The following is a 26,230-nucleotide window of genomic DNA, read 5'->3' as shown; positions in this document are numbered from 1 at the left end:
AAAATTTCAAAGGCAGTGGAAACTTCTACGCAACCATTCTGCTGGGATATCAATTTCTAGGCTAACATTACAAATCCATTGCCAGGAATTGGGAATTGTTTTTCTACCTCATCCCCAGGTATACCCCAGATATGTCCCAGACTTTTCTATAATAATTAAGTCATTTCCGTCATCGAAAACAGCCTGTGACTACCACTCCCCTTTCTCCAAGTTCAACTGCTCAGGTTCCCGATGCGTTAGGTCGCTTTGGACGCTTCGGCGGTAAGTATGTACCTGAAACGCTGATGCCTGCCCTTTCTGAATTAGAAACAGCTTATCAGCAATACCGCAATGACCCTGGTTTTCAAGCAGAATTACAGCAGTTGTTACGAGACTATGTGGGACGCGCCACACCATTATATTTCGCGGAACGCCTGACTGCTCATTATGCCCGACCCGATCGCACTGGGCCACAAATTTATCTAAAGCGCGAAGATTTAAATCATACAGGCGCTCACAAAATCAATAATGCCCTTGGTCAGGTTTTGTTAGCGAAACGCATGGGTAAGCAACGGATTATTGCCGAAACTGGTGCTGGACAACATGGAGTTGCTACAGCCACAGTTTGCGCTCGTTTTGGGCTGGAATGCGTAATTTACATGGGCGTTCATGATATGGAACGCCAATCTTTAAATGTTTTCAGAATGCGGTTAATGGGGGCAGAAGTGCGTCCGGTGGAAGCGGGAACTGGAACCCTGAAAGATGCCACTTCGGAAGCAATCCGCGATTGGGTAACAAATGTGGAAACAACTCACTACATCCTCGGTTCAGTAGCAGGGCCCCATCCCTACCCGATGATGGTACGTGATTTCCATGCAGTAATCGGGCAAGAAACTCGCGCCCAAGCAATGGAAAAGTGGGGCACACTGCCTGATATTCTCTTGGCTTGTGTGGGTGGTGGTTCCAATGCAATGGGACTATTCTATGAGTTTATTAATGAGCCTTCTATACGGTTCATTGGGGTTGAGGCAGCCGGAGAAGGTGTTAATACCGAAAAACACGCAGCAACTTTGACAAAAGGACGGGTTGGTGTATTGCACGGAGCAATGAGCTATCTATTACAAGATGAGGATGGGCAAATCATTGAGGCGCACTCAATTAGCGCAGGGTTAGATTATCCCGGTGTGGGCCCAGAACATAGCTATTTGAAAGACACTGGTCGCGCTGAATATTATAGTGTGACAGATGCAGAGGCTTTGGAAGCATTCCAGCGATTATCGAAATTGGAAGGGATTATCCCAGCATTAGAAACAGCCCATGCGATCGCATATCTTGAAACCTTATGTCCCCAACTAAGCGGCAGTCCTCGGATTGTAATTAACTGTTCTGGACGCGGTGATAAAGATGTACAAACGGTAGCTAAGTTATTAGATCCAGCGTAAATCTACGTAAAATATTTGGGAGGAAGCTAATGATGGATCAACAATTCCAACACGCTATGCTACCACAACCCACTCATGATGAGTTGGCACGTCAAAACTTTGTGCAAAGTCTGAAAAAGCATATTTTCAGGAATATTTCTCCTGGCAATAAAGTAGTTTATGAAAAACTAGCCAAGCCGAAGTTTGAACAAGAACATCAGCGTCCTCCCCAAAATCGCCATGAAATTCGGGAAGTAATGCAGCATGAACCCTACTACCAATGGACTAGTGCCCTCAAGCGCATCAACCAGGAAATATTATGGAATGCTGTAAACACCAGTGTTGACAGACAACTGCCAGAATTGATTGAGCGTGCCAAAGATCGTGGTAGTGAACTGGGTACTTTAACCCTCGACCCAAATTTTCAAATACCTAATTATCAAAAAGCTGTAGACATTCACTGTATGCCTGGAGGATATCACAGTGAATTCACTACTGATGATGTAGCTGCTGGCGCAACCTACGATCGCGGCGCTTACCTTTATGGTCTTGGTTGGTTGGGGCCGCTTAATAATGATATGGGGCTATCTATAGTCCAAAACTACCTTCTGCCAGAGTATCCAGACTTTCGACCCAGAAAAATTCTTGATATGGGATGTTCTATTGGTAATAGCACATTACCCTACGTAGATGCTTACCCAGATGCAGAAGTCCATGCCATCGATGTCGGCGCACCCATGTTGCGTTACGCTCATGCAAGAGCCGAAGATTTAGGCAAACAGGTACACTTCTGGCAGCAAAATGCTGAACATACTAACTTTCCAGATGAATCATTTGACTTAGTGGTTTCTCATATTTTGCTGCATGAAATTCCCCCGCCAGCCGTCCGTAAAGTCATGCAAGAGTCTTATCGTCTACTGGCTCCCGGTGGAATCATGCTCCATCTGGAAGCACCCTTGTATCATCACATGGATGTTTATACACAGTTCATTTTTGATTGGGAAACCGCTAACAACAATGAACCCTTCTGGAGTGCAGTACGCGATCTGGATTTAGTGACGCTAGCTACTGAGGCTGGTTTTGCAGCAGATAAGACATTTGAGAAGTTTGTCCCTAATGGGGCATGGAAAGCAAAAGTAACTAATGGTCTTTTTCAAAATGGTAACTCAGGCAGCCTAAACACTTGGTTTGTTGTTGCTGCAACGAAGTAAATACCAATTCGTAATTCGTAATTGAGAAAGCCAGATTTAATCTGGGTTTCTTTGTTTTGTCTATGTAGTATTACTTTTGGAGAATTGGTATTAGGATGACAAAAATAGCTAAGGGCAAACGACCTGTTTACCTAGACAATCCACAAATCGATAAATTGTTAGCGATGGTCATGGCTTTGACTGGCGAGGTGTCTGTGCTGCATGAGCGTCTGGATACCATTGAAAGGTTACTAGAGGTTAAAGGTATTTTATCGGCTACTGAGATCGAAGCTTACGAACCAGATGCAAAAGTAACAAAAGAGCGAGAACAGTGGCGTGCAGAATATATTGCACGGGTGTTACGTGTGGTGCAAGAAGAGTTATAAACTCTCAACCAAAGCTAGTCGCACAGAGGCTTTAGTGGATAAAATTATGCTATTTAAATAGCGAAAATAATCCTAATGGTAGAGGGAATTTTTTCATAAACAGCACTTTTTTCGTAAGATTGTGAATTTTAAAGTTTTGTAGTCGCGTTTGAACAAAAAAGAGCATAAACAGAAATATATAGACCTATAAGCAATTTGTCACATTTAGATTAGTTTGATTAGATTGTCTGGAACTTTACTTTCAGCACATGATTAAAAGAACAATCTACGGGGTTGCTTTAGGCACTATTGTCCTCAGTAGCGGAGCGATCGCTACTCCTGTAACAAATTCAACTTTTACACCAGTGTCTTCATCTATATCAAGTGATGCTTTCAAAATTGCAGCATCTAGTATAAATACTACTGCTGTAGAGCAATCGGTTTTCAACCAAATTAATAGCTACAGAACTTCCCAAAGGCTACCAGCACTGACTCGTAATTCTGCTATCGATAATCAAGCCAGGATTCATAGTCAGAATATGGCTAGTGGGAAAGTTCCCTTTGGACATACAGGATTTTCAGAGCGTATTAAAGCAGTCGGTATTTCTTACACATCTGCTGGTGAAAATGTTGCTTACAACCAAGGATATACTGACCCTGCGACGAAAGCCGTTCAAGGCTGGCTTAACAGTCCAGGGCATCTAGCCAACATCAAAGGCAATTTTAATAAGACGGGGATTGGTGTCGCCAGCAATAGTGCAGGCAAAGTCTACTTCACACAGATTTTCTTTCGCTGATATAGCGGTTCTCAATTGCATAGAATATAGACTTAACAAGAGCAACCCCTTACCTACTAGCGTTGGGGAGTAAGATTCAAAACCTATCTCATAAAAGTTTTCTCAAATTCCCCAGACTTCAGTCTGGGGAAAAAGCTTGTTCTAAATTAGGACTTACGCAAAAATGCAGTGAAAGTCTTAATTTACCGTAGGGGCAATACTCTGCGGGAAGCCGCTTTGCATTTATATGAATGCCCCAACATTTCATCCCTGATGTGTAAGTCTTATAAATTAAATGTTGAATCATGTAGTATTTAATAGACAAATGTAATTGGAAATACATTATTTTTTATTAATTCATGAAAACCTGAAATTCTCAGCAAAAATAACCGTTATTTTATGAAGATGAACTATTGAAATATTGACAATTGGAAATGATTTTTTCTATTTCTTGTAAAGGATGCAGCCAGATTGCCGAAATTCATCAATCCTTAATAGTATCGTGGTATATATCGTTGGAACAATAAGGTAGAGTAGAAGTCTTATATCTCTACACATCACGCAATTCTCCATGTTCCGACAAACTGCTTTTGGCATCGCTTTAAGTGCGCTTGTCCTTGCTAGTGGATTAACGACTGTTCCGATACCAAATCATCCTTCTACGAATACATCCACCCGTAATAAGCTGTTGTCGCTTTTTTCCAGTCAGGTTGCAATATCGACTCCTACTTTTAAAACTACTGAGCTAGAAAAATCAGTTTTTGAGCAAATTAATCGATATCGGGCTGCTAAAGGACTGCCAAAGTTGACCCTGAATGCAAATATTACTCGACAGGCAAGAATTCATAGTCAGAATATGGCTAAGGGGAAAACCCCATTTAGCCATCAGGGATTTGAAGGCAGAGTCAAAGCTGTTCCTATTCGCTACAACAGTGCGGCGGAAAATGTTGCTTTTAACCGGGGATATAGCAACCCCGTAGAGGAAGCTGTTACTGGTTGGATCAACAGTCCCGGACATCTAAAGAATCTGAAAGGAAATTACAACCTGACTGGAATTGGCGTTGCTACTAATAATCAAGGCGAAGTCTACCTAACACAAATCTTTTTTCGCACTAGGTAGATTTAATTTATGATTTTTTGCACAATAATAATGTAGTGTCTGACAAGACTTGTATTTGCTGGACACTGCTATTATTTTTGAACAATTCATGACATTACAAGATTTTCAGGTAAGCGATCGCGATCTCAGTGACGCAGCCCTTGGACAGTATTTAGAATCGACAGCGATCGCAGTTGACACAGAAACGATGGGATTATTGCCACAGCGCGATCGCTTGTGTCTTGTCCAGCTGTGCAACCTAGAAGGGAAAGTCACTGTAATTCGCATAGCCAAAGGACAAACTGAGGCCCCAAATTTAAAAAAACTCTTCGAAGCGGCCAATGTTGTAAAAGTGTTTCACTTTGCTCGCTTTGACATTGCCACTTTGCGGGCCAATCTGGGGATTCAGGTTAGCCCTGTTTTTTGCACCAAAATTGCTAGTAAGTTAGCCCGTACTTACACAAATCGCCACGGACTCAAAGATGTGGTGCAAGAGTTAGAAAAAGTAGAACTAGATAAAAGCTCTCAAAGTTCTGATTGGGGTAACGCCGTTAGTTTGTCTGAAGCTCAACTTAGTTATGCTGCCAATGATGTGCGTTACTTACTTAGTGTGCAGCAGAAGTTAACAGAAATGCTCAAACGAGAAGAACGCTGGGAAATTGCTCAAGAATGTTTTGAATTTTTGCCAACGATAGTTTCTTTAGATTTATTGCAATTTAAGGATTTATTTGAACATTAGAGCAAACACTAAATCTATTTCAAAATAGTCTATTGGGTATTGCAAGAGAGATTTTCATTTTTCCTTGTACAGTGTAATTCATGGAGTCTATTACAACATTTGTTGATGGTATCCTCCAGTATCAAAAGTCAAAATATTCTGTCTTTCGACTTGTGAATTGTGACTTCTCTACTCATAGAAAATCAAGATTAGACCTCTTGGAAAATTCTCTAACACCCCACCTATAGCCTCTCCCTGCAAGCAGACAGGGGAGACTTTGATGGAACTCAAAGGTATAGTGGGGTTTTTATTCTTGATTTCTGCAAGAGGTCTATCGCTAATTTTCTCAGTTATTTTTGCCTAAGAACCGATATTAGAATCATCTCTGTCTTTAGATTCACTAATGCCTTCTTTAATATTGCTAGCTCCCTCTTGAATGCCTTCTTTGAGATTACTAGCTCCTTCTTGAATGCTGTCTTTGAGGTTACTAGCTCCTTTCTTGATGGCTTCCGTCGCGCTAGTACCTCCCTTTGGCTGATTTTGTTCGTGATTCTTTAGCCGATCTACGATATTGTAGTCGTCTGCACCTGCGGGAGTTTTTGATTCAACAATCCCTTCCGTTGGGCCACCAATAGCCTTCCATCCAGCAAGACCACCTATCAATTGAGAGACATGCTCAAATCCGTTAGAACGCAGTTGTTGCGCGGCTTGGGCAGTTTCTTCTTCATTAGCGCCGTAAACGTAAATATCACGACTCTTATCTAAAGAAGGTACTGCACGCTCTACCAACTCATCTATTGGCATGGGCATCGCTCCCATAATGTGACCTTGATTGAAGGTGTTGCGATCGCGCACATCCAGTATTGTAAAAGCTGGTTCGCCCCATTCTAAACGAGACTTCAGGACATGAGCATCAGATTGTCCTTGTATTGGTGGTTGGGGGGGAATGATGCCGCCTACTAAATTGTTAACCATAGGTATTCCTTGCTGACGATATTAATAGCAATTTAACGGAGTCAATATCTTTAATTACTCTTTCTCTAGGCTGAATCTATTCAAAATCTCTCTTGAGATAGAGTAGCTAATTAAAATATTTTCTACCATTTAACCATTGCAAATATAGTCAAATTAGACTATTAAAAGAGATTTTTATTTATATTAATTTTAATAAAATGTTTAAAATTATCCTATCCAAAATCGTCTAAAAATTAAAAGTATTCAGCGAATATTAGAGGAATTCCGTAGCTTTTCAATATCTGCGATCGCTAATAATAATGTTTCTTCAATCTCGTGCCGCACTATTGGAGTTACATTAGCCGCAATATTGAGGCAATCAACTAGTAATTTATTACCATAATAATATTTTTGGAGCAATTCTTTTTGCTGTTCGTTGAACTGCCAATCATAGCCAATATGGCGATGCTTAATTAGCATATCTCTTAATTGTTCACCCCAAATTTTACTTTTAGCTTTCCACCAGTCCCTAAACTGCTCTGGATTACTATCTATTTTTGGTAATTGTTTCTTGAGTTTTTGCAGCACTTGCTTAAATTTAAGATCAACAACAACCTCAATAGCTTTATCAAAGGCAATAACAAGGGCATAAGCATGATCGAGGGCATCGTTGAGGGTATGCTCAAAGGCAAAGTCAAGATCGTGAATACAGGCAACAGTACTGAATAAAAACTCATCTAATACAAGCTCTGCATCAAAGGTGATGTTACCTACAAGAGCGCACTCAAGGTCATAACCAGAGGTATAGACAAAAGCATTATGTCTACTGCAAATGCAAGAGCTTCGCTCAACGCAAACGAGATAAAAAGCACGAATACCTGCTGCTTTGTAACTACTAGAAACTGAACTAGATTTTTGATGCAGCCAGGTTAAAAAATACTGTAATTTTTCATCGTCAGCTAATAGTAAATCAACTTTTTGTTTCATTAACTGTAGTATTTTATTAGCATTTGGCAACATAGTAACAGTTAGTAAAAATACTTGCCGCCAGTGCCTTTCAGTTATATGATTGACGAGATTGTTACAATCATAGTCTTGGTAACTTTCAACAATTTTTCGAGCCGTGAAATACTCTTGAAATGTCAGATGAGAAAAAGAGTAAATTCCCCGTGCCCTTTCCACCAATAACCCATTCTGTACCTCAATTGCTTTTAGCAGTGCTTCATTATCTAGCTGGCATTGAGTTGCATCAGAGTTAAGATTTTGTATGGGTTCAAGATAGTCAGCAATAAGTTGCAGGATATTTTCTTGCTCAAAAAAGTATTTTTTTTGCTCAAAAGTGATAGCTGCAAGTTGAAAAATCAGTTTTTTCTTACTTGCTAGAGTTAAATTATAAGCAACGCGATCGCGTTTAATTCCTTTGACTTCATCCCATCTGACCAACAAAATATTCAGTGCTTGCTCATATAACTTGGCTGGATTTACGGGAAATTGATTTTTTACTTGAAACACTAAGCAAATCAAATGCAGCAGTAAGGGAGTGACCGCCAATTCTCGGATATGCTGATTTTCTGGTAGATGAAGCTGATTAATAAATAAATTTCCTATTGCTTCCCCATCTTCTTTAGACTTAAGAGCAACTCCAACAAACCAATTTTTGGCAAACAATTCTATTTGTCCTTGGTCAAAGTCTTCTAACTCAACTTCAGTAAATCCCTGAAATCTATATTTTTGGGCAGCAATCCGACAGCTAATAACAAACTTATTTTTATAAAAAGTTTGAGTAAGTCTCCGAATTTCGATTGTTAATTGTTCTGCCTTTTCTGCTGGCACTTCATCTAATCCATCTAGCAAAATCAGCAGTTTTCCTTCTGTCAGCAGAGTTTTAGTTGATTCCTTTTCAACACCGCAATTGAGAAAATCTTGGATGATGTAGTTTAATAGATTGAATTCACTATCATTTTTGACATCTTCAGCAAATTCTTTCATCTTAATAAAAGTTGCGATGCGGTTTGGCTGAAAATCGCCTTTGTTACACTCAATCGCTAGATATTGTAAAAATATAGTTTTACCTGACCCTGGTTTACCCAGCACCATCAGTTTTGAGTGCCTTAATACTGCTTCCAACCCTGGTAATCTTCTCTGACGGTTGTATCCTCCAAGTTGATTAAAGTCTGATTCAGATTTCAAGTCTTTCAACAGGTCAGAAATTTCTTGCCATTGCAGGCTTACTATCTCCTCTAAGACATTAGTATTGGTGTAAATATCCATCAGTTGGACTGTCTGGGAAATGTCCAACATTTGCACAGTATTGCATTGGTCTTGGATTTTCTCTTGGCGCTTTTGACGCACTTCCCGCACCAGTGTATCAAGGTCAGTACCTTTGATTTGCGTCTTAGTAGTTACCTCAAACGCCACATTTTCAGGTAACCCAGCAACTTTTTGCCAAGACAACCCTAGCTGTTGGCAAATTTGCACAAAACAAGATCGGGAAACTGACTCACCTGCAAAAAATTTGGAAACTGGTTGACGTGTAATGCCTAAAGCTATTGCTAATTTATGCTGACTCCAAGTTTTGTCTGTTAAAGCTGTTTTTGCTGCTCTTATACCTTCTGGTGATGCTCTGAGTCCTTGGCTTGTCATAGTCTCAGGCTGAAATTTGTAGTATAGTATATGCTTAAAAGGGTAGCTACATGTAAATGCACGTAGAGTGAATTTTCGTAGTCCCTCTTCAGGAGCAGATACTAGTTAGTTCAAGTAGGATTGGGTAGAATCTAAATTGGCTTATGGCTTAGTTTGTGGGCCTCTACGAATCACTAATTAATCAGGGAGTACATTGCTTTTCCAAAGTTGTAGGAAACTGCCGTAGCGTCTGGTGTCTCTCTAGACTATTTTTGATTATACAAATTGTCTCACATTACACTTATCTTAAGTATTAAAGTCAATAATTATACAATGTAAATTCAAAATTATACAAAAACCATACAAAAATCATACAATTTATCAGCATTACGGTGGCTGAAGTTTTCACAAACTTCATGGAAAATTAATTGTGTACAAGTACTACAGTAGCGATCGTACTCAGCAGAGACGCGCGTGAATCCACTCTCAACAGAAACACGTACAGCAAAACTGGGACAACAGCGAATCGCCCAATCTACAATAGGCAGCATTATGGTTATGATTACCGCTACTACTCCTAAAATTCTGATTGTTGATGACGACTTCGGCGTGAGAAATCTCGTTCATCGTTTTTTGAGTCGGAAATATCAAATAGAGGCAGCAGCAGATGGTAAGACTGCCTTATCGATGTTTGAGCAATTCAACCCAGCCTTAGTAATTCTGGATTGGAATTTGCCGGATGTTAATGGTTATAGCCTTTGTCAAGAAATGCAGAGTCGTACTAATGTTTTAGTGCTGATACTGACTAGTAGGACTGATGAAGCTGATAAAATTAAAATCTTGAGTGCAGGTGCTGATGATTTCATGACTAAACCATTTAGTCTTGCAGAAGTAGAAGTTAGAATAGAAGCTCTTTTGAGGCGGATACGCTACATCAACCCTTCGCCAACACAACGGATAATTTTCAAGCAGCTAGTAATTAATCCAGAGGGACGGGAGGTAATACTAAACGATAAGCTTCTCGCTTTAACAGCACTGGAATTTAATATTTTACATTTTTTGGCAAGTCATCCTAATCAGGCTTGGAGTCGCCCACAATTAATCCAAAAAATCTGGGGTTGCGACTACGTAGGAGATGGCCGGGTGGTTGATGTACATATTGGTCAGCTTCGCAAGAAAATGGAAGTCGATCCTAGCGTACCAGAGTTTATTAAAACTGTACGCGGCTATGGTTATAAGTTTGAAGCACCCGACGAAAATACTACTTCTTGAGATTTCTGACTTCAGGAGTAGTTTATAACAAAAAATTAGTCAGCATTTATCCTATTGCTTATTTAAATACTTTTACTGAGGCTTGACCGTATAACTTACGTTAATTTGGGACGTTTATATATCCCAGAAATTCTCAAGTATCAGGTGAAAGAGTCAGATTTGGTGGGTGATAGAGAATGGTTTTTAGAGTTAACCCGTCAACTGCATAAAAGTAGAGCGATCGCTGTTGGGGGTATACTCAGGCAGTATATGCGGTAGCCTGGGCCATAGTTGATTCTCAATTCAAAAATACCTTCTCCAACTGACTTACAATCACCTAAATTACCATCTTCAACTCGGTCAAGTCTGGCTCTTATTTTAGCTTTTGCTTTTCTATCTCGCAGAGAACCAAGCCACTCATCAAAAATATTCTTTCCATCTACTGTCAGATAATTCCTAATTTCTCTTGGTTGCACTTCCATGATTCTTTGGACAAGTCTATTTATAAATCATGAAATAATTCATAGTTTTCTCGCCGCCAACCTTTGACTAACCAACTCAGCCGCTAAATGTATTGCTGCTTTCATACTCGTAGCATCAGCAATTCCTTTACCCGCAATATCAAACGCTGTTCCATGATCGGGTGAAGTCCGAACGAAAGGAAGACCAATAGAAGTATTAACTGCCCGATCAAACGCCATCAGCTTCACAGGAATTAAGCCTTGGTCATGATAAAGTGCCAAGTAGCCATCAGCAGGATTTTGTACTAAGGAATTTCCATACCAAGCCTGACCAGGTTTAACCCACATGGTATCTGGCGGTATTGGCCCATCTAGTTGTAATTTTGGTCTGTTTTGCCGCTCTTGCTCTAACCAAGGAATTAACCAATCTTGTTCTTCATATCCAAGTTGTCCCTGTTCGCCACTGTGGGGATTCAAACCTGCGATCGCAATTCTCCCATTTTCTATGCCAAAGTCTTTCTCCAGGCACTCCACCAGCAAATCCAATTTCTGTGTCAACAATTGTGGTGTCAATGTATCCGCTACTTGACGTAAGGGAATATGTGTGGTAACAAGTAAAGCGCGGAGTGTCCAGCCAGTATGGGGCGATCGCGCTACAAATAACATCCCAAAACGGTCAACACCTGACTTGTGTGCCAAAAGTTCCGTTTGCCCTGGATAATTATACCCTGCGGCTTTCCAAGCAGATTTAGCGATCGGCCCCGTGACTATCCCATCAAATTTACCAGCGAGTGTTTGTGCGATCGCATATTCCATATAGGCAAAACTAGCCGCACCACTGGCCGCATTACCTATTCCGGGAATAATTTGACCTTTAATTTCTCCATCCAATTGCACATCACAGACAGACAACTCTTCTGGATTTGCCAAAGGTGCTAAATTCTCGATTAAATTCAATTTGTGATAAGTCTGTGCCAGTAAATCCCCATTACCCACCACTGTTACGTCGTATTTTTTACTAATTTCCGGTTCTGCTAAAGCTTTTAAAATCACCTCCGGCCCAATACCCGCCGGATCTCCCAGCGTCAGCGCCAAACGTGGGCGATTCTTTTTGCTAAAATTCACTAAATCACCTTGATTATTTTGATACATAAAATTTATTCATAATTATTATCATTAAAATTTTCCCCATCCCCCTCATTTCCCGTTCTACAGTAGGGATTGCCCCCCAAACCAGTAGGGATTACTTGCTAAACTAGTTTAAAATTATTTACACAGGTCTAATCCTACAGTAACTATTGAAAAGCTTCTGCTAGACCTAGTTTACACACACTAATTTGCATAAGGAGAATCACACCAATGGGCGGCGAAATTTTGAATGCAGCTATATTGTCCTTCGGTTTAATCTTCGTGGGCTGGGGCTTAGGCGCATTGTTACTGAAAATTCAAGGCGGAGAAGAATAACTTCTACGATGAGAAGGAGTCAGAAGACAGAATTCAGAATTCAGAATACCCCAGCAGTCAAGTCAGGGGTAACAATCGGAAAGAATTTTTTCTTCTCCACGATTAAAATCGGGGCTTTAAACCTCGATTCTCCATCCAGTCGCACAGAATCCATTCTGGATTCTGGCTTCTGAATTCTGAATTCTTCTTTGGTATTGACTATTAAGAGGGAAGAGGTTTTTCTCTGCCTTGAAAAGTTCTGTTCGCCCCAAGGTGGCGTTCATACTTTTCGCTAACTGGGAAAAAAGCTTGTCCGTTTACCGGACAGCAATTTTCCCATGAATTTTTCCATAACAAACGATTTTCTTAGAAAAGATGTAAACTTTTGTTTACATAGGTTATTCTGATAACATTCTTTTCATAAAACATTAAAATTTATTACAAACCTCATGACATTATTAATCGTCGGTGCCACTGGCACCTTAGGAAGACAAGTGGCTCGTCGGGCAATCGATGAGGGATATAAAGTACGCTGCCTCGTGCGGAGTAGTAAAAAAGCAGCTTTTCTCAAAGAATGGGGTGCAGAACTTGTACCAGGAAATTTACGTTACCCCGATACCCTAGCGGCAGCTTTAGTTGGTGTAACCCAAGTTATTGATGCATCAACATCTCGTCCTACAGATTCACTGAGTATTAAGCAAGTTGACTGGGAGGGTAAAGTAGCATTAATTCAAGCAGCAAAAGCAGCAGGTGTAGAACGCTTTATCTTCTTTTCAATTTTGGATGCGGATAAATACCCAGAAGTACCGCTAATGGAAATTAAGCGTTGTACAGAACTATTCTTAGCTGAGTCAGGCTTGAATTATACCATCTTGCGGCTAGCTGGTTTTATGCAAGGGTTAATCGGTCAATATGGGATTCCCATTTTGGAAGCACAGCCAGTTTGGGTAACAGGTAATTCTTCTCCCATTGCCTATATGGACACTCAGGACATTGCTAAGTTTGCAATCCGTGCATTGAGTGTGCCCGAAACGGAAAACCAAGCTTTTCCTGTAGTTGGTACTCGTGCATGGAGTGCAGAAGAAATCATCAACCTGTGCGAACGCTTATCTGGAAAAGATGCCAGGGTAACGCGGATGCCAATAAGCTTACTGCGTGCTGTGCGGGGCTTAATGCGGTCTTTTCAGTGGGGATGGAATGTGGCAGACAGGCTAGCGTTTACAGAAGTATTGGCTAGTGGTAAACAGCTAAATGCTTCAATGGATGAAGTATATACAGTTTTTGGCTTAGATCCGCAACAAACCACAACTCTAGAAAGCTATCTCCAAGAGTATTTCAGCCGGATCATGAAGAAGCTCAAAGAGGTAGACTACCAGAAAAATAAAAATAAAAAGCAGAAACCTAAAAAAACTCCTTTTAAACAGTCTTCAAAAGCCAATAGTCAATAGTAATTACAGAAGAGACATTAGTCATGAAACTCTACACTCTGGATATTTGACTCCAGATTAATGACTACATGACCCAAAATGTGTAAGGATTACATAATACAAAGCATCGCCTAAACTTGGATATTTGAGTGTGCCGAAAGCAGGCATTATCTACAATGACGTTAAACCGATAGCGGGTCGTGTCGCTATCGAGTTGAAAGACAAGCTAACCGCAGCCGGTTGGGATGTGTGTATCACATCAAGTATCGGTGGAATATTGGGCTACTCTAATCCAGATAGTCCTGTATGCCACACCCCCATTGATGGTCTAACGCCCCCTGGTTTTGACTCAGATATGGAGTTTGCAGTCGTGTTAGGGGGAGACGGCACTGTTTTAGCAGCGTCTCGTCAGGTAGCCCCCTGTGGTATTCCACTATTAACAGTGAATACCGGCCACATGGGATTTTTGACAGAAACTTTCCTGAATCAATTGCCCCAAGCACTAGAACAGGCAATGAATGGTGAGTATGAAATTGAAGAACGAGCCATGCTCACCGTCAAAGTATTTCGGGGAGAAGCAGTGCTGTGGGAAGCTCTCTGCTTGAATGAAATGGTTTTGCACCGAGAACCTTTGACTTCTATGTGCCATTTTGAAATTGCCATAGGTCGTCATGCACCAGTAGATATTGCGGCGGATGGTGTGATTGTTTCTACGCCTACAGGTTCTACAGCTTACTCATTGAGTGCTGGTGGCCCAGTGGTGACTCCTGGTGTACCTGTTTTACAGCTAGTACCCATTTGTCCCCATTCTCTAGCTTCTAGAGCATTAGTATTTCCAGATACTGAATCGGTCAACATTTATCCAGTCAACATTCCTCGGCTAGTGATGGTGGTGGATGGTAATGGAGGGTGTTATGTCCTACCAGAAGATAGAGTATATATGGAGCGATCGCAATATAGTGTCCGATTTATTCGTCTGCAACCGCCTGAGTTTTTCCGAATTTTACGAGAAAAACTAGGTTGGGGTTTACCACATATTGCCAAACCAACTTCGGTAGAATTACCGTAGTGATTGGGCATTGGGAATGGGAAATGGGGAATGGGGAATAGGGGGACAAGGGGACAAGGGGACAAGAGGTGAGAACTTGAAACAAGTCTTTCCCCTTGTCCCCAATTCTCCTTGTCCCCTTGTCCTCTTCCCAATTCCCAATTCCCAATTTACTGATTTCCGTCCAGAATTACTGGTATAGGGATGGTATTTGGAGTTAGTTATTAAGATTGCATCGGAGAATTCGATTGCTGACACCTGAACGTGCTAAAAGATTCTTAGCCGTGCGTCAAATCAGGATTGCTTCATCGTTAAAAACTCGTAATTGCACTTTATAACTGATGTAAAGATTTTCTCTGGAACATCTTTACAATCCCAAATCCAATATCCCAAATTGTTATGACAGTTGCTCCAAGTCCCTGTGTTTTGGTGATTGAAACCGATGAGAGCCTAGCAAATCAGCTTGCTTGCGATTTGCAAGAAGCTGGCTATGAATCGATATTGGCTCATGATGCGACCAGTGGTTTGCAATACTGTCGCGATCGCCAACCTGCTTTAATTGTTTTAGACCGGATGCTAGCAGGAGAATCAGGACTCTCATTGTGTAAAAATCTGAGAAGCACTGGTATGCGATCGCCTGTGTTGATTTTAATGGCAAGGGATACCGTTGACGATCGTGTAGCTTGTCTAGAAGCAGGAGCGGATGATTACATCCTCAAACCTTACCGCTCAGAAGACTTTTTGAAGTTAATTCGCCTCTACTTAAAACCCGATGTGGATACCACGGAGCAATTACGCTTTGGTGATCTTATTTTAGACATCGCAAGTCGCCGTGCTATCCACGGCGGCCGGGCAATTGACTTGACAATGAAAGAATTTGAACTATTAAAATTCTTAATGGAACATCCCCGTGAGGTGTTAACCCGCGAACAAATTTTAGAAAATGTTTGGGGTTATGACTTTCTGGGTGAGTCGAATGTCATTGAAGTGTACATCCGCTACCTGCGCCTCAAAATCGAAGATGAAGGTCAAAAGCGCCTAATTCAGACAGTGCGCGGCGTAGGGTACGTTTTAAGAGAATCCTAGTAGAGATGGCGAAAGTTTGCCTACCTTAGACAATGGGCTTAAGGCCATTGTCTAGTTAATTGGAGCCTGAAAACGGCTGTGTATTAAGCTGTTACGTAAATAAGATTGCACATCAACTGGTGAGGTTGTCCTTTGTCATTTGTCCTTTGTCCTTGATAAACACAAATGACTAATGACGGTCTACACGGAAAATAGTGCAATATGTAGGCGCGTTAGCTTACAAGACAAATAAAAACGTGAGCTTTCTAGCTTAAATTCTGTAAAATTGAAATCTAAATTACAAAATCAAAAATAATTATGAATCGTTGGCTAGGTTTATTCTCAATGTTGCTTAGTGTTTTATTGATGGGCTGTTCTGTGCCAACAACGGCTAAACCTCCAACTCCCACGCCTGGTTCTAAAACTCCAGCCCCAGCGAGTTTAGGGCAAAAACTACCAATTTCTGCGAAAGCCATTCTTCCTAATGGCACAACTATTCAGCTAGAAGTGGCGAAGACACCACAACAGCAACAAATGGGGTTAATGTATCGACCAGCTTTGCCAGATGACCGAGGAATGCTATTTGGGTTCGCCTCACCACAACCAGTTAGTTTCTGGATGAAAAATGTACCTGTAGCCTTAGATATGGTATTTTTACAGAACGGTGTAGTTAAATATATCCAATCTGCTGCACCTCCTTGTGCGAGTGAGCCTTGTCCCACTTATGGCCCCAACACACCAATCGATAAGGTAATTGAACTTCGCTCTGGAAGAGCTGCCGAATTGAAGTTGAAAGTGGGCGATATTGTCAAAATTAAGTTCTGAGACTTAGCCACTTTTCAAGGATAAAGATTTGGATAGTTGCTCTGTTCAGACAGTATACTACCTAGAACTATGTTTTTTCTGTAAAAAATGTCACGTGTTGTAGCAAAAAGTCATCTGTAACGCTACTATTTAAAAACTGTGGTAATAATGTAAAATTTTACTGTCTCCAATCTGAAATCCCGAACTTGAGGTTTGGTTGCAAAAATATTCCCTTCGGCGTAAGTGTAAATAGTCGCCAATAAGAGAGTATAGGTTAGGAATCTTTGTTACTACTTATGTAATTAAATCAAGTACACAAGTAAACAAGATGGAGTCATTGAATTAAGTAAAAATGCTGCTTGATAATTGAGCAGATGGCAAGCCTCTCTTAAAGGCAAATCAAAAAACTGTGCTGGGGTGTATAGCCAATAACGGCACAGTGACAGATGAAATACTGGCTACTGGCTACCGAGCAATGGTGAACTGATATATGACAATACATTCTGCACAAGGAGGTGAGATACAAATGTCACCATCAAAATATTCTCGACTGATTCATTTTTTGCAAGAAGATTTGGCAATTTCCACAGCATCGCTGGCGGTTGCACTGCGCCATCGGGAACAAGATCCAGGCCCTTTGGCAATGATTCTTTGGCAGTATGGTTTAATTACTCTAGAACAGTTAGAACAAATTTATGATTGGCTGGAGACGGCATAATTTATGCCAATTTTGGGTTTTGGATTAAAAGTCTCTATCAAAAGGCTGTTACCGGAATCTCAAACAATACTATGTTATACAAATCCTGGATCGTACTAAGTTGCCAAAGTTGGTATTGTTTGGTGTCAAATAAGCTGTGTGACTGTCTCCGAAACAAATAATACTATCTAGGGCAAGTTGGTATCATTTAAGAGAATAAAAGTATGTCACATCAACTCTACCTTGTACAAAGGTTGATATATAGGTTTATTAACTCTGCTGGTTTCTACTTATTTATATACAACAAATCAAAAGAGCGAGTTGATAATTTAACTCGCTCTTTTGGTTTAGTAGGACTGACTAAACACTTTAACTGCTGCTGCTATACCAGAACCAGGGGTGAAGTCTTTGTATCCAAGTTCTGTTAGGGTAACTTCTAAGGATGCTATACAGCTAAGGATATCGCGATCGCTCACAAAGCCCAAGTGACCAATGCGGAAAATCTTATTACTCAAATGGTCTTGACCACCTGCAAGGGCAATATCAAAGCGTTTTTTCATCAATGACCGAATCTTATCCGATTCAATTCCCTGTGGTGCTACAGCCGTAATCGCCGGACTAGCGGAACTATCTCCTGCAAACAGGGGTAAATTCAACCCTTGAATGGCGGCGCGGGTAGCATTTTTCAGCCGTTCATGTCGAGCAAATATTGACTCTAATCCTTCCTCTTTCATCATTCGCAACGTGGTGTGTAACGCTACGATCAAGTTCACGGGTGGAGTAAATGGAGTTGTATTTTTGGCTGTGGCTTTGCGATATTTGCCTAAGTCCAAATAATATTTTGGTAGCTTTGCAGTTTTGTAAGCTTCCCAAGCCTTGGGGCTGACAGAGACAAAACCCAATCCCGGCGGAATCATATAACCTTTTTGAGAACCGGAGGCGACTATATCCAAACCCCAAGCATCTACCGGGAGATTGAATGCACCCAAGCTTGTGACGGCATCAACGATAATCAAAGCTTCACCGTGTTCTTTCACATGACGGTTGATGCTTTCTAGGTCATTCAACACACCTGTCGAGGTTTCACTGTGGGTAATGATTACAGCTTTAATTTGCTTTTGGGTATCTGCTTGGAGTTTTTCGGCAAATACTGCGGGGTCTAAGGGTTTTCCCCATTCCACCTTAACTTCTTCTACATTCAAACCGTAGGCTTGACCAACTTCTACCCAGCGTTCGCCAAATTTACCATTAGAGCCAACTAAAATGCGATCGCCTGGAGAGAGAAAATTAATTATTCCAGCTTCTACAGCACCCGTACCACTGACATTCAGTGTCAGCACATCACTTTGAGTTTGGTGCAACCACTTCAGGTTTTCCGTCACCTCTGCCAAGATGTTGCTAAATTCACTGGTACGGTGTCCAATCGGATGCTTGGCTAATGCCAGTAAAGCAGCTTCTGGCACCGGGGTTGGGCCTGGAATCATTAGCATCAGCTTATCGTTCATGTGTCTATCCTAAAAGTCAAATAAAAGTCAAAATTGTGGGAAATTGGTTTAGTCTGGTAGCAAATTTTAGATATTCATCAACAAATTACACTCAGATCGCCACCAGTCTTGTTGTATATTTTCCAAATACATAGGAAAAGTATCGTGGGAGTTAATGATCGGTCAGCTTGACCTTTGCAATTTCTACGAGACTCCAACTCAAATAAAACCTCTGTTCCAGGCAATCTTACCATACACTTAGACACCAGGTTAAGGCGTGTGCTAGTAGGGGAGTAGCTAAAATAGCTGAGGCTGAAGCGTCCATTTAAGCTCTCATAATTTTAGGTATAGATATTATAAATTCTTAAATCTTCCCCATCATCGGCCTGAGTTGTTTTGATAGAAATATGCGAAATCGATTTAAATATCGTGGAAATCGTCGGTGAAAAAACTGTGTTTTGCTTCAACCAAGGAAGTAACCGCCTACACTATGCGGAAGAGTTAGATGTCATCGTTTGCTAAGAGATAAAAGATACCCAACCAAAAGTTTTCAATCTGCTTGGGTAGAAGATTTTTTCTTCGGTTGCCATTCTTTAAAGAATACCTCTATCTATTGAGGAGATGATGATTTTATTGCAGTCTAAATCGCTTTCATGCGGATATATAAGCCATCTCAGGCTTACTTGATGGCGATTTTTCACTGATACCTTCCAGTTTATTTGCTGCTAAATTTGAGATATTTATGCTGCTAATTGCTGCGCATTTTGAAGCTTTACTCAAAGACCGGTGATGCCTATGCCTACGCTAATCAACTATAAGTTTTTATACTATACTTACAAACTTGCTACAATTGTGCTTAGTTTCGTTAGTTACCATTCATGGTGAGTCGTTTTTAACTAGTGTTCAGTTCATAAACTGTCACTCACCAGATCCCCGATTTTCTTGTAAAAGAGATATTCTTAGTTAGTGCAAGGAGTGATACCATTTCACCAAATGTTTGTCACAAGTTATCCCCGCAATACTCCCTGATAAGGGGGTGTTGCAGATTTCAAATGTTGCATCAAACAAGTGAGTTGGTATAAGCTTTTACGGGGAAGCGCTTGAGTGAGCAAAACTCTCAAGCGCTTTTTCGTGTATAAATAAAACAGTTTAACTCTTTGAACGATAATACAGATGTTTTTAAATATACATATACCAGAGAAAAAACTACTGTTTCAATACTTCTTGAAACAGATTTTTGATGGTTTTAACATCCGTGCATTCCATCAAAATATTTTTAAGTGACTGGACGTACCACACGAATTAGTTTTCCTTGCAACGCATGTTCTGCTGTCACAGCCTCATCTATCCGTGATGCAAACTGTCCCCAATTACGATTGCTCGTACAAACAATAATACCGAAGTGGTTAGAATCACGACGATGCAAACGGATAAAATCAACTCTGTTGATAGTTACAGCCGTTCTCGATCAAACCCGCCACAAAAATAAATCCTAAAACAAAGCCCAGTATTGCTTTTAGTTGTGGCACAGTTTGATTGCAATTCGCTGTAATATCGAGCGTTCTTGACTTACAGCAAATGCTAGCACTTCCTCATCAGGTATACCTTGGTCTGCATTTTCTGCATCTTGAACTGTCAAAACATCATGCCCCAAAGCGCGTAATAATTCCACAACTGAAAATGGAAACTGCTCATCTAGGCTACCTCATTACGCTCAATTGCCAATTCGATTTCATCAAGATGAGCTTCTGCCTATACCCAAGCATTGGCTAAATCTGTAGCTGTAATAGTTGGATAGCTCGTCAAAAGGTCAGTATCGCTATATCCAAGGCGGCTAGCTTCCACAAGTACCCAGACAGGAATACGAGTTTTAGCGATACGAGCCTCTCCACCAAAGACTCTAGGAGTTTTCTCAATTCCTTGCCAATTGTTGCCGAGGTTTTGAGCAAGTAACTGTATGGCCTGCAATTTTTCACGCTTGTCTGAGGGCAAGAAGTTGTTGTTCTAACTCTTTGAGTGTCACGGATGTAAATCCTTTGATGTTTGGTCAGGCTATATTTACAATTTTATCGATTGCTAACTACAACATTTAATTAATTCGTAGCAAATTCTCTGCGTACCTCTGCGCTTCCCTTTGCGCTACTTTGCGTTTAAATTTAAACCCTCAATTCACCACGATTTTAGGCAAAGCTGTACTTAGCTAACTACAAAATTCACCAACTTTCCAGGCACTACAATTACCTTTTTAATCTCTTTGCCTTCGATGTAACGCTGGGCAATTTCTGATTCACGGGCGTATTTCTCCAACGCTGCTTTATCCGCTTGTGCTGGTACTTGAATCGCGCCGCGAGTTTTGCCCATAACTTGAATAACTAAAGTGATTTCATCAGCTACCAAAGCAACCGGGTCAAATGATGGCCAAGTTTGAGTGTGAATTGAATCACTTTCACCCAACAAATGCCACAATTCATCAGCAATATGTGGTGCAAAGGGTGCGAGTAACATCACCAAAGTCCGAATACCTTCTGCATAAATTGGTGAATTTTTGTCGGCATCACTTAGGGCATTACTCAACTTCATCAATTCAGAAATAGCTGTGTTGAATTGATATTCGTCTTCCACATCTTCCGTCACCGCTTGAATAGCCGTGTGAATCGTCCGCCGCAATTCTTTTTCAGCCTTAGTTAAATCAGATAGTTGAGCTTGCTTACGGGATACCCCAGCAGTAATATAATCCGTCACCAAACGCCAAACCCGATTTAAAAAGCGGAATTGTCCTTCCACATCGGCTTCATCCCATTCCAGGTCTTTTTCTGGCGGCGCTTTGAACAAGATGAACATCCGCGCTGTGTCTATACCATATTTGGAAATTACATCTTCTGGCGCGACACCGTTGCCCTTTGATTTAGACATGGTGGCGTAGAGACGTTGCAAAGGTTCGCCTGTCTGAGGGTCACGAGGGTCAGCAGAATTGACCAGATTAGAAGGAATCCATTTATCTTTACCGCCCTTATTGGGATTTAGGTAAGTTAAACCCTGTACCATCCCTTGAGTTAACAGACGTTGGAAGGGTTCATCAAAATTCAGTAACCCTCTGTCCCGGAGTACTTTAGTAAAGAACCGCGAATACAACAAATGTAAAATCGCGTGTTCAATCCCACCCACGTACTGGTTCACTGGCATCCAGTCGTTAACTTTACTGGAATCGAAAACCTGTTGTTCATTTTTAGCATCAGGGAAGCGCAAGAAATACCACGAGGAATCAATAAAAGTATCCATCGTGTCAGTTTCCCGCTTCGCTGGAGTGCCGCAAGTTGGACAAGGCACATTTACCCAGCTTTCTAACTGAGTCAAAGGTGAACCGCCACGTCCAGTAAATTCCACTTCTTCTGGCAACTGGACTGGCAAATCTTTGTCAGGTACTGGCACTATTCCACAGTTTGGACAGTGAATTACAGGTATCGGTGCGCCCCAGTAACGCTGCCGGGAAATTAACCAATCCCGCAAGCGATATTGCACCCGCACTTTACCAAAACCTTGTTTTTCGGCGTATTCAATTATGGCTTGTTTAGCGTCTGTGGAAGCCATACCAGTAAAAGCCCCAGAATTAATTAAAATTCCTGGTTCAGTGTATGCCTGTTTATAGTCAACTTCGACAAGTTGTGTGATTCCATCAATCTCTGATGTTGGAGTTAAGTCAAAACCTGCAACATCATCTGGGGAAGCGATGACAAAATTAATTGGTAAATCGTAATTTTTAGCAAACTTAAAATCTCGGACATCATGTGCGGGTACACCCATCACTGCCCCAGTACCATACTCATACAGTACATAGTCAGCAATCCAAATAGGCACTTCTTCCCCTGTAAACGGGTTAATTGCCACCCCACCAGTGGGGATACCCCGCTTAGGTTTGTCTTCAGAAGTACGTTCCAACTCACTTTGATTAGAAACCTCTTTAATAAAGACTTCTACCGCCGCTTGTTGTTCTTTTGTGGTAACGCGATTTGTTAAGGGATGTTCTGGTGCTAATACTAAATAACTGACACCATAAACGGTATCTGGGCGCGTGGTATACACGGCAATTTTTTCATCTATCCCGATAATAGGAAATTCTAAATAAGCGCCTGTGGATTTACCAATCCAGTTTGCCTGCATCAATTTGACCCGTTCTGGCCAACCTGTCAACTTATCCAAGTCATTGAGTAATTCTTCGGCATAGTCAGTAATCTTAAAAAACCACTGCCGTAACAATTTGCGCTCAACTATTGCACCGCTGCGCCAGGAACGTCCTTCATTATCAACTTGCTCATTTGCTAATACAGTTTGGTCAATGGGGTCCCAGTTTACGGCTGCTTCTTTTTGGTAAGCTAACCCTGCTTCCAAAAACTGCAAGAAAATCCATTGCGTCCACTTGTAATAATCTGGTGAACAAGTAGCTAGTTCACATTCCCAATCAATTGATAAACCAAGACGTTGCAATTGCTGCCGCATCTGGGCAATATTCTGATAAGTCCACTTTGCTGGCGGTACACCACGGTCAATGGCGGCATTTTCTGCTGGCAAGCCAAAGGCATCCCAACCCATTGGGTGTATTACCCGATACCCTTGCATTCGCTTGAGGCGGGCAATCACGTCAGTAATGGTATAATTACGGACGTGACCCATGTGTAGGCTGCCCGATGGGTAAGGGAACATGGATAAAGCGTAGAATTTTGGCTTGTTGCTAGCTGAAGGTGTTTTATCGAAGCCAAGTTCTAACCATGTTTTCTGCCATTTTTCCTCAATCGCTGCGGGGTTATATCGGGAATCCACCAAAAAATTCTCCTAATGGGTCTGTCTAGGTTAACCTGCTATGTCAACCTCTTAGGTTAACCTATATTGTAGGTCAACTAATCACAGATTTATATAATTGAGCATCAGCCAGATTATGCCTGAACTGCTAGTGTTTCAGGTATGGCAACAGTCATTTGATGAAGGTTTAGATGGTTGAATCAAATATAAAATTTTCTGATTTGGTGCGGGTTTTTGTCTACGGCACACTCAAACCAGGTGAAGCTAACTATAAAAAATACTGTGCTGCCAAAGTAATTGATGTCAAAAGAGTTTTTGTAGAAGGTAAATTGTTTGCTCTGCCAATGGGCTACCCAGCAATGACGCTGGGAAATAGCAAAGTTTACGGATATTTACTTTCTTTTCCCAACCCAAGAATTTTAAATGAGCTAGATGTGCTGGAAAATTACCAGCCCACTAGACAACCACCAGAAAACCTCTATAATCGGCAAATTATCGAGGTTTATGAACCACAGTCGCTCTCTTATAGTCGGGCTTGGGTTTATTTAATGACTCTAGAGCAAGTTGCCCAATTACGAGGATTACTCCAACCTGATGGCTGGTTGAGTGGCTGTGGTTTAACCGCAAAGCACAATTATGATCTGTGAATTGTTAACTTTGCAATTAGTTTATGTCCTGTTTGGAGTCTTGCCGTTGTGGTTTTACCGGATAGATTGGATTTTCTGGAGAAGCTACTGCTGCTTTAGGAATTTCAATTACCGGGTTATTTAGTCCCACCATCAGAGGAGAAGGTGGAATTATAGACGCTGAGGATGTTTGAATCGGTTCTTTTTGTGGTCGTTGCGCCAGTTGCGGCACATTCAAACCACCAGGTACTAAGCTAGATACTGCGCCGATTACGCAAGCAGCAACAGCTGCACCTCCCGCCATCCAGTTTAAACGGGAACGGCGGCGTAAACGTGTGAATACCTGCTGAACTGTTGCTTCTGGTGACTCTTGGGCTGTGGGGACTGGGAGAGTCCGCAAGCCTTGCCGCAGCTTTAACAGTCGGGCATACAAGCATTGAACCGAGGCATCATTTGCCAGCCATTCTTCTACTTGCCTGCGTTCGGGGGCTGTGACTTCACCATCGAGGTAAGCACTCAATAACTCGAAGCGATCGCGCTTCACCATATCCATAAGACCCGTTGATTCATTGGTATGCTTGGCCATTCCATCTGACAAATCTTGAGGAAGTTGCAAAGAAGAACGGTCGTAAAACTGAGAATCAGTAGTCATCTTAACATTATTACCAATTCATACACGGGTAAACTGGGCGGGAATTTCGGGAAAATTAGCCATTTTTCCTTCTTAGGACAGAAGCGAGCTACGTCTTTGGAGTAATTCTTAATCTATGCTTAAATTCTGTCATTGGGCAGAGGCAAGATACTGTAAATTAGGAGTCTAGATAATTCTGCAAGTGAGCTTGCAGCCTCGATCTAGCTCTGGCTATTCTTGACTTCACAGTTCCTAAAGAAACTCCAGTGATTTCAGCAATTTCTTCATAAGCCATGCCCTCGATTTCTCTCAGAACAATGGTAGTACGAAAAACTTCTGGTAAATCCGCGATCGCTTCCCGCAATTGCTCGTAAAATTCTCTAGTTGTCAGTTCTTCTTCAGGTCCGGGAGTATCGCCAGCGATTTCCCAATCCATCTCACCGTCCTCTAACGAGCGGGGAGCATCCAGTGATAAAGGGCTAACAACCCGCTTGCGTTTCCGTAACTCATCGTAAAACAAGTTGGTGGCAATGCGGCTTAACCAGCCCCGAAATTTAGCAGGCTCTTGTAATCGGTTAATATTCCGATACACTCGAATCCAAACTTCTTGAGCTAAATCGGCTCTGTCAGACCAATCTGGAGCTAGGTGGTAGAGAACTCTATCAACTTGACTTTGATAGCGGCGTAATAGTTCTGAAAACGCAACACGATCTGGCCGCAGTCCCGCTTGACAGCGCAAAATTAAATCGTGGTTAGGGAGTTTGTCAACTTGCACTGATGCTTCTGGATACTTTGCATCAACAGTTGACCAGGATACAGTAATCGACTGACTCATAGATCGTACTGGCTCTAAATCATCCCTATCTATTAGACCTGCTAATGGGACAGAAGTTCCATGCTAAGGTGACGGATTTATGACTGGAACACGGAGGCAGACAATTTTGGATACATTTATAGCAATAAGGTGAGCCACTTTTTCCTTATACTGCTTGCATAGTTGCCCTTAAAACCATCAACTCAAAAAAGCGCAGCAATATGCACATTTTAGTACTTTTAGCAACTGGGTATATACGCTTGATAAAAATAATTAAATCTGGTTATTAAGGATGAAGAGAAAAATTTTGTAATTCTACCTTCTTGATACCTTTAAAATTCAGGTAATAATTTCTGGGAGTTGGGTTGCTCTGGTTACTATAATGGTGATTTATTTTTTTGATTTTGTTACCAGAATAGTTGCTGATTGTTCTAGTTGTGACCCGTAGATAGCACCAGAGTTATGTTGCTCTGGTACGCGAATTTGAAAAAATAAATTGAGGGAAAATGTAATTGTGACTGCTAGCAATAGTTTTTCAAACATGGTTTTTCTCCCACCGAC

Annotated in this window: 24 protein-coding genes and 3 pseudogenes; 15 read left to right on the top strand and 12 right to left on the bottom strand. The window is 41.3% G+C overall.

The genetic code is table 11. The features are described 5' to 3' along the window. The first annotated feature begins 185 nt into the window (after positions 1-185). From trpB to ACFFRD_RS32355, 6 genes are all read left to right on the top strand, one after another. Complete coding sequence (gene trpB / locus ACFFRD_RS32380) at positions 186-1,421, top strand: tryptophan synthase subunit beta (protein ID WP_392479920.1); 1,236 nt, start codon at positions 186-188, stop codon at positions 1,419-1,421. Between the two features lie 29 nt (positions 1,422-1,450). Next, on the top strand, positions 1,451-2,611 hold the full coding sequence (locus tag ACFFRD_RS32375) for a class I SAM-dependent methyltransferase (protein ID WP_392479918.1): 1,161 nt from the start codon (positions 1,451-1,453) through the stop codon (positions 2,609-2,611). Between the two features lie 95 nt (positions 2,612-2,706). Further along, positions 2,707-2,976 carry a hypothetical protein gene (locus ACFFRD_RS32370; protein WP_179074204.1) on the top strand — a complete coding sequence of 90 codons (270 nt, stop codon included), beginning with the start codon at positions 2,707-2,709 and terminating at the stop codon, positions 2,974-2,976. Between the two features lie 248 nt (positions 2,977-3,224). Next, the gene (locus ACFFRD_RS32365) at positions 3,225-3,752 is read left to right on the top strand and encodes a CAP domain-containing protein (RefSeq protein ID WP_392479916.1); all 528 of its coding nucleotides are present in this window, start codon (positions 3,225-3,227) and stop codon (positions 3,750-3,752) included. Positions 3,753-4,302: 550 nt separating this feature from the next. Next, entirely contained in the window at positions 4,303-4,851 is a 549-nt protein-coding gene (locus ACFFRD_RS32360; RefSeq protein WP_114082947.1) for a CAP domain-containing protein, read from the top strand. 88 nt (positions 4,852-4,939) lie between these two features. Beyond that, on the top strand, positions 4,940-5,569 hold the full coding sequence (locus ACFFRD_RS32355) for a ribonuclease H-like domain-containing protein (RefSeq protein WP_340090489.1): 630 nt from the start codon (positions 4,940-4,942) through the stop codon (positions 5,567-5,569). Positions 5,570-6,076: 507 nt separating this feature from the next. On the opposite strand, the pseudogene ACFFRD_RS32350 reads toward ACFFRD_RS32355, so the two are convergent. The 3 genes and pseudogenes from ACFFRD_RS32350 to ACFFRD_RS32340 all read right to left on the bottom strand — a co-directional run. Further along, a pseudogene (locus ACFFRD_RS32350) lies at positions 6,077-6,523 on the bottom strand (rhodanese-like domain-containing protein); the annotation flags it as partial. Between the two features lie 243 nt (positions 6,524-6,766). Next, positions 6,767-9,145, bottom strand: a complete 2,379-nt coding sequence (locus ACFFRD_RS32345; protein ID WP_392479914.1) for an NACHT domain-containing protein — start codon at positions 9,143-9,145, stop codon at positions 6,767-6,769. A gap of 326 nt (positions 9,146-9,471) precedes the next feature. After that, positions 9,472-9,675, bottom strand: coding sequence for a hypothetical protein (locus ACFFRD_RS32340; RefSeq protein WP_392479912.1), 204 nt, complete (start codon positions 9,673-9,675; stop codon positions 9,472-9,474). A 1-nt stretch (position 9,676) separates the two neighbouring features. Between ACFFRD_RS32340 and ACFFRD_RS32335 the strand changes: the two genes are divergently transcribed. Continuing rightward, positions 9,677-10,396: a response regulator transcription factor gene (locus tag ACFFRD_RS32335; RefSeq protein WP_174712644.1), complete on the top strand. Its 720-nt coding sequence runs from the start codon at positions 9,677-9,679 to the stop codon at positions 10,394-10,396. A 144-nt stretch (positions 10,397-10,540) separates the two neighbouring features. Then, positions 10,541-10,588, top strand: a pseudogene (locus tag ACFFRD_RS32330) (hypothetical protein); the annotation flags it as partial. Between the two features lie 5 nt (positions 10,589-10,593). Here ACFFRD_RS32330 and ACFFRD_RS32325 read toward each other — a convergent pair. Then, on the bottom strand, positions 10,594-10,857 hold the full coding sequence (locus ACFFRD_RS32325) for a type II toxin-antitoxin system RelE/ParE family toxin (RefSeq protein ID WP_392479909.1): 264 nt from the start codon (positions 10,855-10,857) through the stop codon (positions 10,594-10,596). 39 nt (positions 10,858-10,896) lie between these two features. After that, positions 10,897-11,988, bottom strand: coding sequence for a 4-hydroxythreonine-4-phosphate dehydrogenase PdxA (gene pdxA, locus ACFFRD_RS32320; RefSeq protein ID WP_392479907.1), 1,092 nt, complete (start codon positions 11,986-11,988; stop codon positions 10,897-10,899). Between the two features lie 207 nt (positions 11,989-12,195). On the opposite strand from pdxA, the gene ACFFRD_RS32315 reads away from it, so the two are divergent. From ACFFRD_RS32315 to ACFFRD_RS32290, 6 genes are all read left to right on the top strand, one after another. Next, positions 12,196-12,300: a PetM family cytochrome b6-f complex subunit 7 gene (locus ACFFRD_RS32315; protein ID WP_012410508.1), complete on the top strand. Its 105-nt coding sequence runs from the start codon at positions 12,196-12,198 to the stop codon at positions 12,298-12,300. A gap of 428 nt (positions 12,301-12,728) precedes the next feature. Then, on the top strand, positions 12,729-13,727 hold the full coding sequence (locus ACFFRD_RS32310; RefSeq protein WP_392479905.1) for an SDR family oxidoreductase: 999 nt from the start codon (positions 12,729-12,731) through the stop codon (positions 13,725-13,727). A gap of 130 nt (positions 13,728-13,857) precedes the next feature. Further along, positions 13,858-14,775: an NAD(+) kinase gene (locus ACFFRD_RS32305; RefSeq protein ID WP_114082959.1), complete on the top strand. Its 918-nt coding sequence runs from the start codon at positions 13,858-13,860 to the stop codon at positions 14,773-14,775. 378 nt (positions 14,776-15,153) lie between these two features. Beyond that, positions 15,154-15,840 carry a response regulator transcription factor NblR gene (gene nblR, locus ACFFRD_RS32300; protein ID WP_012410505.1) on the top strand — a complete coding sequence of 229 codons (687 nt, stop codon included), beginning with the start codon at positions 15,154-15,156 and terminating at the stop codon, positions 15,838-15,840. A gap of 297 nt (positions 15,841-16,137) precedes the next feature. Beyond that, positions 16,138-16,644 carry a DUF192 domain-containing protein gene (locus tag ACFFRD_RS32295; RefSeq protein ID WP_392479903.1) on the top strand — a complete coding sequence of 169 codons (507 nt, stop codon included), beginning with the start codon at positions 16,138-16,140 and terminating at the stop codon, positions 16,642-16,644. Between the two features lie 469 nt (positions 16,645-17,113). Continuing rightward, on the top strand, positions 17,114-17,341 hold the full coding sequence (locus ACFFRD_RS32290; RefSeq protein ID WP_012410503.1) for a DUF2949 domain-containing protein: 228 nt from the start codon (positions 17,114-17,116) through the stop codon (positions 17,339-17,341). 326 nt (positions 17,342-17,667) lie between these two features. On the opposite strand, the gene ACFFRD_RS32285 is transcribed toward ACFFRD_RS32290, so the two are convergent. From ACFFRD_RS32285 to leuS, 4 genes and pseudogenes are all read right to left on the bottom strand, one after another. Next, positions 17,668-18,825 (bottom strand): pyridoxal-phosphate-dependent aminotransferase family protein, encoded by a 1,158-nt coding sequence (locus tag ACFFRD_RS32285; protein ID WP_392479900.1) that lies wholly within the window; start codon positions 18,823-18,825, stop codon positions 17,668-17,670. Positions 18,826-20,080: 1,255 nt separating this feature from the next. After that, positions 20,081-20,476 (bottom strand): annotated as a pseudogene (locus tag ACFFRD_RS32280) (DUF5615 family PIN-like protein). Positions 20,477-20,556: 80 nt separating this feature from the next. Then, a complete protein-coding gene (locus tag ACFFRD_RS32275; RefSeq protein WP_392479897.1) occupies positions 20,557-20,772 on the bottom strand; it encodes a DUF433 domain-containing protein in 216 nt (71 codons plus the stop codon). A gap of 228 nt (positions 20,773-21,000) precedes the next feature. Beyond that, positions 21,001-23,619, bottom strand: coding sequence for a leucine--tRNA ligase (gene leuS, locus ACFFRD_RS32270; RefSeq protein ID WP_392479896.1), 2,619 nt, complete (start codon positions 23,617-23,619; stop codon positions 21,001-21,003). 170 nt (positions 23,620-23,789) lie between these two features. Between leuS and ACFFRD_RS32265 the strand changes: the two genes are divergently transcribed. Beyond that, positions 23,790-24,245: a gamma-glutamylcyclotransferase gene (locus tag ACFFRD_RS32265; RefSeq protein ID WP_392479894.1), complete on the top strand. Its 456-nt coding sequence runs from the start codon at positions 23,790-23,792 to the stop codon at positions 24,243-24,245. A gap of 16 nt (positions 24,246-24,261) precedes the next feature. Here ACFFRD_RS32265 and ACFFRD_RS32260 read toward each other — a convergent pair whose 3' ends face one another. The 3 genes from ACFFRD_RS32260 to ACFFRD_RS32250 all read right to left on the bottom strand — a co-directional run bounded on the left by ACFFRD_RS32260 (position 24,262) and on the right by ACFFRD_RS32250 (position 26,212). After that, complete coding sequence (locus tag ACFFRD_RS32260) at positions 24,262-24,876, bottom strand: anti-sigma factor (RefSeq protein ID WP_114082965.1); 615 nt, start codon at positions 24,874-24,876, stop codon at positions 24,262-24,264. A 157-nt stretch (positions 24,877-25,033) separates the two neighbouring features. Continuing rightward, positions 25,034-25,690 carry a sigma-70 family RNA polymerase sigma factor gene (locus ACFFRD_RS32255; RefSeq protein ID WP_114082966.1) on the bottom strand — a complete coding sequence of 219 codons (657 nt, stop codon included), beginning with the start codon at positions 25,688-25,690 and terminating at the stop codon, positions 25,034-25,036. A 369-nt stretch (positions 25,691-26,059) separates the two neighbouring features. Further along, positions 26,060-26,212 carry a hypothetical protein gene (locus ACFFRD_RS32250; RefSeq protein ID WP_167755993.1) on the bottom strand — a complete coding sequence of 51 codons (153 nt, stop codon included), beginning with the start codon at positions 26,210-26,212 and terminating at the stop codon, positions 26,060-26,062. Positions 26,213-26,230: the final 18 nt, after the last annotated feature.

Source organism: Nostoc sp. C110 (assembly GCF_043099725.1).
Classification (GTDB): Bacteria; Cyanobacteriota; Cyanobacteriia; order Cyanobacteriales; family Nostocaceae; genus Nostoc; species Nostoc muscorum_A.
The sequence above is the reverse complement of the archived record's forward strand: the minus strand, read 5'-3'. Positions and strand labels throughout refer to the sequence as shown.

Bases quoted from the DNA above. Each gene is read 5' to 3' on its own strand.
- ACFFRD_RS32265 (WP_392479894.1), top strand. From the start codon at position 23,790: ATGGTTGAATCAAATATAAAATTTTCTGATTTGGTGCGGGTTTTTGTC.
- ACFFRD_RS32365 (WP_392479916.1), top strand. From the start codon at position 3,225: ATGATTAAAAGAACAATCTACGGGGTTGCTTTAGGCACTATTGTCCTC.
- ACFFRD_RS32250 (WP_167755993.1), bottom strand. From the start codon at position 26,212: ATGTTTGAAAAACTATTGCTAGCAGTCACAATTACATTTTCCCTCAAT.
- ACFFRD_RS32325 (WP_392479909.1), bottom strand. From the start codon at position 10,857: ATGGAAGTGCAACCAAGAGAAATTAGGAATTATCTGACAGTAGATGGA.
- ACFFRD_RS32345 (WP_392479914.1), bottom strand. From the start codon at position 9,145: ATGACAAGCCAAGGACTCAGAGCATCACCAGAAGGTATAAGAGCAGCA.
- pdxA (WP_392479907.1), bottom strand. From the start codon at position 11,988: ATGTATCAAAATAATCAAGGTGATTTAGTGAATTTTAGCAAAAAGAAT.
- ACFFRD_RS32315 (WP_012410508.1), top strand. From the start codon at position 12,196: ATGGGCGGCGAAATTTTGAATGCAGCTATATTGTCCTTCGGTTTAATC.
- ACFFRD_RS32340 (WP_392479912.1), bottom strand. From the start codon at position 9,675: ATGCTGCCTATTGTAGATTGGGCGATTCGCTGTTGTCCCAGTTTTGCT.
- nblR (WP_012410505.1), top strand. From the start codon at position 15,154: ATGACAGTTGCTCCAAGTCCCTGTGTTTTGGTGATTGAAACCGATGAG.
- ACFFRD_RS32360 (WP_114082947.1), top strand. From the start codon at position 4,303: ATGTTCCGACAAACTGCTTTTGGCATCGCTTTAAGTGCGCTTGTCCTT.
- ACFFRD_RS32335 (WP_174712644.1), top strand. From the start codon at position 9,677: ATGGTTATGATTACCGCTACTACTCCTAAAATTCTGATTGTTGATGAC.
- ACFFRD_RS32310 (WP_392479905.1), top strand. From the start codon at position 12,729: ATGACATTATTAATCGTCGGTGCCACTGGCACCTTAGGAAGACAAGTG.
- ACFFRD_RS32295 (WP_392479903.1), top strand. From the start codon at position 16,138: ATGAATCGTTGGCTAGGTTTATTCTCAATGTTGCTTAGTGTTTTATTG.
- ACFFRD_RS32255 (WP_114082966.1), bottom strand. From the start codon at position 25,690: ATGAGTCAGTCGATTACTGTATCCTGGTCAACTGTTGATGCAAAGTAT.
- ACFFRD_RS32290 (WP_012410503.1), top strand. From the start codon at position 17,114: ATGACAATACATTCTGCACAAGGAGGTGAGATACAAATGTCACCATCA.
- ACFFRD_RS32375 (WP_392479918.1), top strand. From the start codon at position 1,451: ATGATGGATCAACAATTCCAACACGCTATGCTACCACAACCCACTCAT.
- ACFFRD_RS32355 (WP_340090489.1), top strand. From the start codon at position 4,940: ATGACATTACAAGATTTTCAGGTAAGCGATCGCGATCTCAGTGACGCA.
- ACFFRD_RS32370 (WP_179074204.1), top strand. From the start codon at position 2,707: ATGACAAAAATAGCTAAGGGCAAACGACCTGTTTACCTAGACAATCCA.
- ACFFRD_RS32285 (WP_392479900.1), bottom strand. From the start codon at position 18,825: ATGAACGATAAGCTGATGCTAATGATTCCAGGCCCAACCCCGGTGCCA.
- ACFFRD_RS32260 (WP_114082965.1), bottom strand. From the start codon at position 24,876: ATGACTACTGATTCTCAGTTTTACGACCGTTCTTCTTTGCAACTTCCT.